Annotated in this window: 9 protein-coding genes; 7 read left to right on the top strand and 2 right to left on the bottom strand. The window is 70.4% G+C overall.

Annotated features, from left to right (window positions below; translation table 11 throughout):
* The first annotated feature begins 238 nt into the window (after positions 1-238).
* The 3 genes from IPZ69_RS20340 to hutH all read left to right on the top strand — a co-directional run bounded on the left by IPZ69_RS20340 (position 239) and on the right by hutH (position 3,878).
* On the top strand, positions 239-1,033 hold the full coding sequence (locus tag IPZ69_RS20340; protein WP_235455594.1) for an enoyl-CoA hydratase/isomerase family protein: 795 nt from the start codon (positions 239-241) through the stop codon (positions 1,031-1,033).
* Positions 1,034-1,117: 84 nt separating this feature from the next.
* Positions 1,118-2,275 (top strand): GGDEF domain-containing protein, encoded by a 1,158-nt coding sequence (locus tag IPZ69_RS20335; protein WP_235455593.1) that lies wholly within the window; start codon positions 1,118-1,120, stop codon positions 2,273-2,275.
* A 64-nt stretch (positions 2,276-2,339) separates the two neighbouring features.
* Positions 2,340-3,878: a histidine ammonia-lyase gene (gene hutH, locus IPZ69_RS20330; RefSeq protein WP_235455598.1), complete on the top strand. Its 1,539-nt coding sequence runs from the start codon at positions 2,340-2,342 to the stop codon at positions 3,876-3,878.
* Positions 3,879-3,932: 54 nt separating this feature from the next.
* Here the strand turns inward: hutH and IPZ69_RS20325 are convergent, their stop codons facing one another.
* Both IPZ69_RS20325 and IPZ69_RS20320 read right to left on the bottom strand, forming a co-directional pair.
* Positions 3,933-4,730 carry a hypothetical protein gene (locus tag IPZ69_RS20325; protein WP_235455592.1) on the bottom strand — a complete coding sequence of 266 codons (798 nt, stop codon included), beginning with the start codon at positions 4,728-4,730 and terminating at the stop codon, positions 3,933-3,935.
* 42 nt (positions 4,731-4,772) lie between these two features.
* Positions 4,773-5,099, bottom strand: coding sequence for an LPXTG cell wall anchor domain-containing protein (locus IPZ69_RS20320; protein WP_235455591.1), 327 nt, complete (start codon positions 5,097-5,099; stop codon positions 4,773-4,775).
* A gap of 109 nt (positions 5,100-5,208) precedes the next feature.
* On the opposite strand from IPZ69_RS20320, the gene IPZ69_RS20315 reads away from it, so the two are divergent.
* The 4 genes from IPZ69_RS20315 (at position 5,209) to IPZ69_RS20300 (ending at position 9,418) form a co-directional block, all read left to right on the top strand.
* Positions 5,209-5,553, top strand: coding sequence for a hypothetical protein (locus IPZ69_RS20315; protein WP_235455590.1), 345 nt, complete (start codon positions 5,209-5,211; stop codon positions 5,551-5,553).
* A gap of 219 nt (positions 5,554-5,772) precedes the next feature.
* Complete coding sequence (locus tag IPZ69_RS20310; RefSeq protein WP_235455589.1) at positions 5,773-7,020, top strand: L,D-transpeptidase; 1,248 nt, start codon at positions 5,773-5,775, stop codon at positions 7,018-7,020.
* Positions 7,021-7,188: 168 nt separating this feature from the next.
* Entirely contained in the window at positions 7,189-8,655 is a 1,467-nt protein-coding gene (locus tag IPZ69_RS20305) for an ABC transporter permease (RefSeq protein WP_235455588.1), read from the top strand.
* 79 nt (positions 8,656-8,734) lie between these two features.
* Positions 8,735-9,418, top strand: a complete 684-nt coding sequence (locus tag IPZ69_RS20300; protein ID WP_235455587.1) for an ABC transporter ATP-binding protein — start codon at positions 8,735-8,737, stop codon at positions 9,416-9,418.
* Positions 9,419-9,652: the final 234 nt, after the last annotated feature.

The following is a 9,652-nucleotide window of genomic DNA, read 5'->3' as shown; positions in this document are numbered from 1 at the left end:
AACCGACTCCGTGTCGGTCGGCTTTGTGTTCGCCATGGTCATCCCTCCCCGCCGTGCGCCCCCCCCGATGCGCCGTGGCGGAGCGCACGTTATGCGCTCTCGTGGGCGGTGTGGTGGGTGTGGGGCGGGATGTCACTCGAACGGGGTATCGGGCCGGGCCTTTCCCCGGCAGGGCGCGGCTGCGATGATCGGGGTGTCAGGAAGTTAACCCGCGTTAACACGTCGACCGGAGGGTGTCATGAGCGAGGAGCGGTTCGGGGAGTTCGTGCTGGTGCGGCGGCACGACCATGTCGCGGAGCTCGTACTGGACCGGCCGAAGGCCATGAACGCCGTGTCGACGCAGATGGCCCGGTCCATCGCTCAGGCGTGCACCGCGCTGGCCGCCGACCGCGACGCCCGGGTCGTGGTGCTGACCTCGTCGCACGAGCGGGCGTTCTGCGTCGGCGCCGACCTGAAGGAGCGGAACTCCTTCACGGACGCCGAGCTGGTACGGCAGCGGCCCCTCGCGCGTGGCGCGTACACCGGCGTACTGGATCTCCCGATGCCGACGATCGCCGCCGTGCACGGCTTCGCGCTGGGCGGCGGCTTCGAGTTGGCGCTCTCCTGCGACCTGATCGTGGCCGACCGCACGGCGGTCGTCGGCCTGCCCGAGGTGTCCGTCGGCGTGATCCCGGGCGGCGGTGGCACGCAGTTGCTGCCCCGCCGGGTCGGCGCGGCCCGCGCGGCCGAGCTGATCTTCTCGGCACGGCGGGTGGAGGCGGCCGAGGCGCGTGAGCTGGGACTGGTGGACCAGCTGGTGGCGGAGGGCGGCGACCGGGACGAGGCGCTGGCCCTGGCCGCCCGGATCGCCGGCAACTCCCCGGTCGGCCTGCGCGCGGCGAAGCGTGCGCTGCGCCTGGGGCACGGCCTGGATCTGCGGGCCGGGCTGGAGGTCGAGGACGCGGCCTGGCGGTCGGTGGCGTTCTCCGGGGACCGGGCGGAGGGTGTCGCGGCGTTCAACGAGAAGCGGAAGCCGCAGTGGCCCGGGGAGTGACCGCGACAGCGATCGCGGAAGTGCGGTCCACCTGATCGGCACACCAATGCCCCGATTCATACCAAACGTCCCTAACCTGGAGTGATGGGTGAGGACGAGCGGCTCGCCGCCGTGGTGGCGCTGGCACAGGGGATGGCGGCGGCGCACACCCCGCGGGAGTCATGGCGCGCCGCGGCCCTCGGCGCGTGCCGCGCACTGGACGGGAGCTTCGCCGCGCTGTCGGTGTGGGAGCGGGAGCTCGGCCGGCTGCGGGTCCTGGTGAACGTGGGGGAGCGCGCCCCGGACGAGGAGGAGTTCCCGGACGGCGAGGCCTACCCCGTGCACCAGTTCCCGGAGATCACCGAGTTCCTGCACGAGCGGTGGGCGCTCGGCGGCGGCCCCAACGCCTGGGTGGAGACCGCCGAGGGGCTCGCCGCCGGCCGCCCCGGCTACACCCACCAGCGCGTGGCCGCCCTGCGCCGTCGCGGGCGCGGCTGCTGCGTGGTCGCGCCGATCGTCCTCAACGGCCGCGCCTGGGGCGAGTTGTACGTGGCCCGCGCGCTCGGCGTCCCCGTCTTCGGCCGGTCCGACGCCGACTTCGCCACCGTGCTCGCGGCCGTCGCCGCCGCCGGGATCGCGCAGACGGAGCAGGTGGAGGAGGCCCGCCGGCTGGCGTACACCGACGCCCTGACCGGACTGGCCAACAGGCGCGCGGTCGACGTACGTCTCGACGAGGCGATCGAGCGGCACCGTCAGGAGGGCGTCGCGGTCGGCCTGGTCGTCTGTGATCTCAACGGGCTCAAGCGGGTCAACGACACCCAGGGGCACGCCGTCGGCGACCGCCTCCTGGAACGCTTCGGCTCGGTGCTGTCGCTGTGCGGGGCGATGCTGCCCGGGGCCCTCGCGGCCCGCCTGGGCGGGGACGAGTTCTGTCTGCTGGCGGTGGGGGCGCCGGCCGACGAGGTGGTCAAGGCGGCCGACGAACTGTGCCGCAGGGCCGCGGAGTTGGAACTGGGCGAGGGGGTGGCCTGCGGGGTCGCCTGCACCGAGGACGCCATCGGTCCGGTCCGCTCGGCCCGCCGTCTGTTCCGCCTGGCCGACGCCGCCCAGTACCGGGCGAAGGCCGTCCGGGCCGACAAGCCGGTCGTCGCCGGCCGCGAGGGTCCCGACGATCCGGTCGTACGGCTGGCGGACGCGCCGCCGCCCGCCCGGGCCGAGCGGCGCAGCTTCCGCGGGCGCCTGCCGGGCGGCGAAGCGGGGTAAGGGGCTCTCCCGCACTCCACTAGTGACATCCCCGCATTCAATGCGTACGCTCCTGAATATGGATATGCACACTGTGGTGGTGGGGACGTCCGGTGTCACGGCGTCCGACGTTCTCGCCGTGGCGCGCGGCGGCGCCCGGATCGAGCTGTCGACGGAGGCGGTGGCGGCCCTCGCGGCGGCCCGCGAGATCGTGGACGCGCTGGCGGCCAAGCCGGAGCCGGTCTACGGCGTCAGCACCGGCTTCGGTGCCCTGGCGACCCGGCACATCAGCCAGGAACTGCGCGCGCAGCTGCAGCGCAACATCGTCCGCTCGCACGCCGCCGGCATGGGCCCGCGCGTGGAGCGGGAGGTCGTCCGGGCTCTGATGTTCCTGCGGCTCAAGACGGTCTGCTCCGGGCACACGGGCGTGCGTCCCGAGGTCGCCCAGACCATGGCCGACGTGCTGAACGCCGGGATCACCCCGGTCGTCCACGAGTACGGCTCCCTCGGCTGCTCCGGTGACCTCGCCCCCCTGTCGCACTGTGCGCTCACCCTCATGGGAGAGGGCGACGCCGAGGGCCCGGACGGGACTCTCCGCCCCGCCGGTGAGCTCCTCGCCGAGCACGGCATCGCCCCCGTCGAGCTGCGCGAGAAGGAGGGCCTCGCCCTCCTCAACGGCACCGACGGCATGCTCGGCATGCTGATCATGGCCCTCGCCGATCTCGACGCCCTCTACAAGTCCGCCGACATCACCGCGGCCCTCAGCCTGGAGGCGCTGCTCGGCACGGACAAGGTGCTCGCCCCCGAACTGCACGCCATCCGCCCGCACCCGGGCCAGGGCGCGTCGGCCGCCAACATGCTGGCCGTGCTGAAGGGTTCGCAGCTCACCGGGCACCACCAGGACGACGCGCCCCGCGTCCAGGACGCCTACTCCGTGCGCTGCGCCCCGCAGGTGGCCGGCGCCGGACGCGACACCCTCGCCCACGCCCGTCTGGTGGCGGAGCGGGAACTCGCCTCCGCCGTCGACAACCCCGTGGTCCTGCCCGACGGCCGCGTCGAGTCCAACGGCAACTTCCACGGCGCCCCGGTCGCCTACGTCCTCGACTTCGTCGCCATCGCCGCCGCCGACCTCGGCTCCATCGCCGAGCGCCGCACCGACCGGCTGCTCGACAAGAACCGCAGCCACGGCCTGCCGCCGTTCCTCGCGGACGACGCCGGTGTCGACTCCGGGCTCATGATCGCCCAGTACACCCAGGCCGCGCTGGTGAGCGAGATGAAGCGGCTCGCCGTACCGGCCTCCGCGGACTCGATCCCCTCCTCCGCCATGCAGGAGGACCACGTGTCCATGGGCTGGTCGGCCGCGCGCAAGCTGCGCAGCGCCGTCGACAACCTCACCCGGATCATCGCCGTCGAGCTGTACGCCGCCACCCGCGCCATCGAGTTGCGCGAGGGTCTCACCCCGGCGCCCGCCTCGCGGGCCGTCATCGAGGCCGTACGGGCCGCGGGGGTGCAGGGCCCGGGGCCGGACCGGTTCCTGGCGCCGGACCTCGCCGCCGCCGACGCCTTCGTGCGCCACGGCGGTCTGGTCGCCGCCGCGGAGTCGGTCACCGGACCTCTCCAGTAGGGGGACGAACACCGAACACCGAAGGCCCCGCGGTCGCGCGGGGCCTTCGGCACGTCACTTGAGCTTGGCCGCCTGCGCCTTGATGACCGCGGCCGGCACCGCGTAGTCCTTGTGGGCCATCATCGCGCCGATGTTCATCGTGTAGTACGCCGCGAGGGTGTTGCCGTGCCGCACGACCTCGGCGTGCACCGGAGCCGTGTCGCCGTCCATGTCGCCGGTCGTGGCGAAGGCCACCGACGCGTCACCCGTGCCCGAGGACTTCTCCTCGGTGACCTTGGTGAACTTCTCCTTGTCGCTGCCCGAGCCGCCCGTGAAGCCGCCCGCGCAGGCCTTGACCGCGTCGGAAACCGACGTGAGCGCCTTCTCCGCGCCGTCCCCGTCGTAGGAGGACAGGGACACGATGCTGACGTCCAGGTCCATCGAGGCCTTGAGCGTGTCCTCGAACTTGCCGTCGGCCAGGTCGTCCATGGACGTCGCCTTGTCCGTCGGGTCCTTCTTGTTCTCCGAGACCGTGCGGTTGGTCTCCGCCGCCGCGTCGGCCGGCGCGTTGCCGCTCATGACGTAGAGCAGCGGCTTGCACTGCTCCTTGTCCGCCGTGATCGCGTTCTTGGCCGGGGCGGCCTTGTCCACCGGCGCGACCTTGTAGCCGGCCGCCTCGCCCTGAGCGAGGATCAACTTGTCCAGCTCGGCGGCGCTGCGCGCCTTCGCGGCCGAGGACGAGCCGGAGCCCTTGCCGTCCTTGGCGTCGCCGGAGCCCTTCGAACCCCCGTCGGAGCAGCCCGTGATGAGGGCGAGCGACAGCACGCTCACTGCCGCGGTGGCGCACAGATGCACGCCCGATGATCTCTTCATGAGCGGACTATGAGATGCCGGTCAAAGAAACGTCAAGTCGAATTAAAATCCGAGGCGTTCCCGACGTACCGAATACACCACGAAACCGGCGCCCACGCCGAGGAAGAGCGTGCCGGCGACGACGTACGGCGTGGTGTCGAAACTTCCGGTGTCGGCCAGCTCGGTGCCGTCGGCGGTGTCGGACGCGGCCTCCTGTGCCGCCTCCGACAGCGCCCTGGCCTGCTGTGTGACCTGCGTTGCGGAGGTCACCGAGGTGGCCTCTCTGGACCCGTCGGCCTGCGTCGCGTTGGCGGACGGGACGAACCACAGGGCACCGAGCAGGGTGCCCGCGGCGGTGGCGGTCAGCAACGAGCGGCGAGCGGATGACACGGAATATCGATCCCCTTGTGACGCTGGCGAATTGGCCGTGTGGGGCGATGTTAGTGAAAGGCGCGGGTCACAGGAAAGTCACGGGAGGTTTCGGCCGTACGCTCCGGGCATGAGCACTCCAGAGACTTCACGTTTTGTACGCCTTCGGGTGGAGCTGGTCCTCGAAGTGGAGGACGCCGACGCCCTCACCAAGCGGGCGCTCGCGCACATCGCCGGCGACGCCGAGATGCCGGACGACGAACGGGCCCACGCCGAGAACGCTGTGACGGAAGACACTGCCGAGGCCGTGGCGTACCTCGTGGATCCGTTCGACCTGGTCAGCGAGGTGCCCGGGGTCGAGCTGCAGCAGGCCTCCTGGTCCAGCGAACGGGTCGACTACGACCCGGACTCGCCGGACTGGGACCTCGACGGGGAAGATGTCGAAGGCGACGACGAAGAAGACGGCATCGGCTGAGCGTCTTGGGGAAACCGTGACCCCGGACGGCAACCGCCGTCCGGGGTCACGTCGTCTCAGGGGGCGCACGGACCGTCCTGCGCACCACCCGCCCCGGCGGACGTGGTGTGCCCCACACCTCCGAAGAATGTGGAACGGGAAGAGACGGCCGTAGCGTTGAGGTTTTCGACGGGGGCTCTCGGGGTTTTTGCGGATTCGGCAACGATGGAGAAGCGTGTGATGACGGACAGTAAGCGGCGCAGGGGTCTGATGGCCGCGTCCGCACTGCTCGGCGGTCTGCTGGCACTGACGGCGTGTTCCGGTGGCGACGACGCCAAGGCCACCGGCGGCGATGACACCTCGCAGGCCAAGGCGGACGAGGCGGCGGCGAAGAAGTCGTCCGAGGCCCAGATCACGATCACGCCCAAGGACGGCTCGAACAGCGCCTCCATCAACAACTCGGCCGCCGTCAGGGTCGCCAAGGGCACCCTCACCAGCGTGTCCATGACCACGGCCGACGGAAAGGCCGTCGCCGGCGCCCTGTCCGCCGACAAGACGAGCTGGAAGCCCACCGCCCAGCTGGAGCGGTCGACCACCTACAAGGTCGCCGCGGAGGCCAAGGACTCCGCGGGCCTCGTGGCCCACGAGAACGCCACCTTCACCACGGTCTCGCCGTCCAACAGCTTCATAGGCAACTTCACGCCGGAGGACGGTTCCACCGTCGGCGTGGGCATGCCCGTGTCGATCAACTTCGACAAGGCGATCACCAACAAGGCCGCGGTCCAGAAGGGCATCACGGTCACCTCCAGCAGCGGCCAGGAGGTCGTCGGCCACTGGTTCAACGCGAACCGCATCGACTTCCGCCCCGAGGCGTACTGGCAGGAGAACTCCACCGTCACGCTGAAGCTCGCGCTCGACGGCGTCCAGGGTGCCGGCGGCGTCTACGGCGTGCAGCAGAAGACGGTCACCTTCCACATCGGCCGCAACCAGGTCTCCTACGTCGACGCGCAGACCAAGCAGATGAAGGTCACGCAGGACGGCAAGACCATCAAGACCATCCCGATCTCCGCCGGATCGCCCGAGAACAAGACGTACCAGGGCGTCATGGTGATGTCGGAGAAGTTCAAGGAGACGCGCATGAACGGCGCGACCGTGGGCTTCACCGACGACGACGGCAAGGGCGAGTACGACATCAAGGACGTGCCGCACGCCATCCGCCTGACCAGCTCCGGCACCTTCCTGCACGGCAACTACTGGGGCGCCAAGTCCGTCTTCGGCAGCGTCAACACCAGCCACGGCTGTGTGGGCCTGTCCGACACCAAGGGCGCGAACGACCCCAACACGCCCGCCGCGTGGATGTACAACCACTCGATCCTCGGTGACGTGGTCGTCGTGAAGAACACCGGCGACAAGACCGTCTCCCCGGACAACGGCTTCAACGGCTGGAACATGGACTGGGCGCAGTGGAAGGCCGGTTCGGCCGTCTGACACAGCCCTCCCACAGCTGGACCGATGCCGCCCCCGGTGAGGGGCGGCATCGGCGTTTCCGAGCCCCTTCCGGGGTCGGCCACAGCCTTCGCAGCCTTCGCAGCCTTCTCATCGTTCTCTTATCGCTGCCTTATCGAGTCATCACGGTGCGTCCCTAACTTGCGGGCCATGTTCTTCACCTACCTGAGGCGCGAACTGCGCCGCCGCAGAAAGGCGGCCCTCGTCGTCGCCTCCGGCCTCGCGCTGGGCATCGCGCTGGTCATCGTGGTCAACTCCGTGTCCAACGGCATGGGGAAGGCACAGGACAAGGTCCTGCAGTCGCTCTACGGCCTCGGGACGGACATGACCGTCACCAAGGCGGCGTCCGCCGCCGACGGCGCCGCCCAGCGTCCCCGCTTCCAGTTCGACGCGCGGGGCAACGACGACGACTCCAGCCAGAGCAGCGACCGCGTCATGGTGCAGGGCTTCCAGACGCTGTCCACCTCGACGGTGACCAAGGTCGGCGCGCAGTCCGGCGTCTCGGACGCGGTCGGCGGGCTGAGCCTCCAGGTCATCAAGGTCAGCGGCCAGTTCAAGCGGGGCCAGTTCCAGCAGAAGGGCGACGGCAACGCCCAGCAGGGCGGCCCCGGCGCGACCGCTCAGCCGCCGGGCGAAGTGCTGGGCGGCGGCGCCGACTTCGACGTCAACAACTATTCCGTCTACGGCACCGACGTCACCAAGCCGGCCCTCGGCCCGCTGACCTCCTCGAAGATCACCAGCGGCCGAACGTTCAGGACGACGGAGACCGACGCCAAGGTCGTCGTCGCCGACTCCGCCTACGCCAAGGAGAAGAAGTACAAGGTCGGCTCCACCGTCACCGTCAAGGGCGTCAAGTTCGAGGTGATCGGCATCGCCACCGCCGACAGCGGTGACCCGGCGGCCAACCTGTACATCCCGCTCAAGCAGGCGCAGACGCTCAGCGACTCGAAGAACAAGGTCACCACGATCTACGTCAAGGCGACCGACTCGCAGCGGATCGGCAGCGTCAAGTCGGCGATCCAGAAGAACGTCTCGGGTACGACGGTCACCACCTCCGCCGACCTCGCGGACACCGTCTCCGGCTCCCTGTCCACGGCCTCCTCCCTCGCGACCAACGTCGGCAAGTGGCTGTCCATCGCGGTGCTCGTGGCCGCGTTCCTGGTCGCCGGCCTGCTCACCTCCTCCGCCGTCTCCCGCCGCGTGCGCGAGTTCGGCACGCTCAAGGCGCTCGGCTGGAAGTCGGGCCGGGTGACCCGCCAGGTGGTCGGCGAGGCCGTCGTCAACGGCCTGGTCGGCGGCGCCCTCGGCATCGCCCTCGGCCTGGCCGGAGCGTACGCGGTCACCGCGATCAGCCCCAGCCTGCAGGCCCAACTCGGCGGCGGCGCCGGAGGTGGTGCCGGGGGCATCGACGGCGGCCCGGGCGGCGGTGGCGGTTTCCCCGGCGGTCCCGGCCGCACGGCCAAGACGCTGGAGGTCGCCCTCACGGCCCCGGTGAGCGTCACCACGATCGTGCTGGCGGTGGGGCTCGCGGTGGCGGGCGGTCTGATCGCGGGCGCGTTCGGCGGCTGGCGGGCGTCGAGGCTGCGCCCGGCGGACGCCCTGCGGCGCGTGGAGTAGCCCAGCCTCTCGGCGGGGCCGGCCGTTGCACCCCCGCTGCCCCGCCGCCCCGCAGCCAAAGACGATCTCAGGAGCCACCATGTACGACCTCAGAAACGTGACCAAGCGCTACATCAAGGGCAAGGAGACCGTTCACGCCCTCGACGGCATAGACCTCACCATCGGGGACGGTGACCGCCTGGTCATCCAGGGCCCCACCGGCGGCGGCAAATCCACGCTGCTGCAAATGCTCGGCGGCCTGGACCGCCCCACCTCCGGCGAAGTCGTCCTGGACGGCACGGACTTGGCCAAGCTTCCCGAGGCCCGGCTGACCCGAGTGCGCAGCGAGAACATCGGCTTCGTCTTCCAGTCCTTCAACCTCATCCCCACGCTCACCGCGCAGGAGAACGTCGAAACCGCTCTCGTACCGCTCGGTGTGAAGGCGCGGGACCGGCGCGAACAGGCCGCCGAGGCGCTGAAGTCGGTCGGGCTGGGGGAGCGGCTCGGGCATCTGCCCTCCGAGCTGTCCGGCGGCCAGCAGCAGCGCGTCGCCATCGCCCGTGCGCTGGTCAAGAAGCCGAAGGTGCTGCTCGCCGACGAGCCCACCGGCAACCTCGACGAGGGCATGCGTGACGAGATCATGGACGTACTCGAACGCATGTGGAAGGAGCACGGGTTGACCTTCATCATGGTCACCCACGACTCCGCGATCGCGAAGAAGGCCCAGCGGCTGGCCACGATCCGCAAGGGAAAGATCACCGTGAGAGAGAACGCGGGCGCCTGAGGGCGCGACACGCCGACTCGCGGCGCGCAACTTCTCGGTTTCGTAACGGTGTTCCACCCGGCGCGTAACAGTTCGCGGTAGCGCTTTCACACCCTCCTCTCATCTATTGAGCCGTCAGATCACCCCCCGGCATACTGCCAAGTCCGGGGGGTCGACGCTCATGCGTACGAAGCTGCCCCCGGCCGGGTGAACGGGGAAATTCGCCCGGCACTCCATCTCCAGGGGGAGTTTTGC

The organism is Streptomyces olivochromogenes (genome assembly GCF_021538895.1).
GTDB lineage: Bacteria > Actinomycetota > Actinomycetes > Streptomycetales > Streptomycetaceae > Streptomyces > Streptomyces olivochromogenes_A.
The sequence above is the reverse complement of the archived record's forward strand: the minus strand, read 5'-3'. Positions and strand labels throughout refer to the sequence as shown.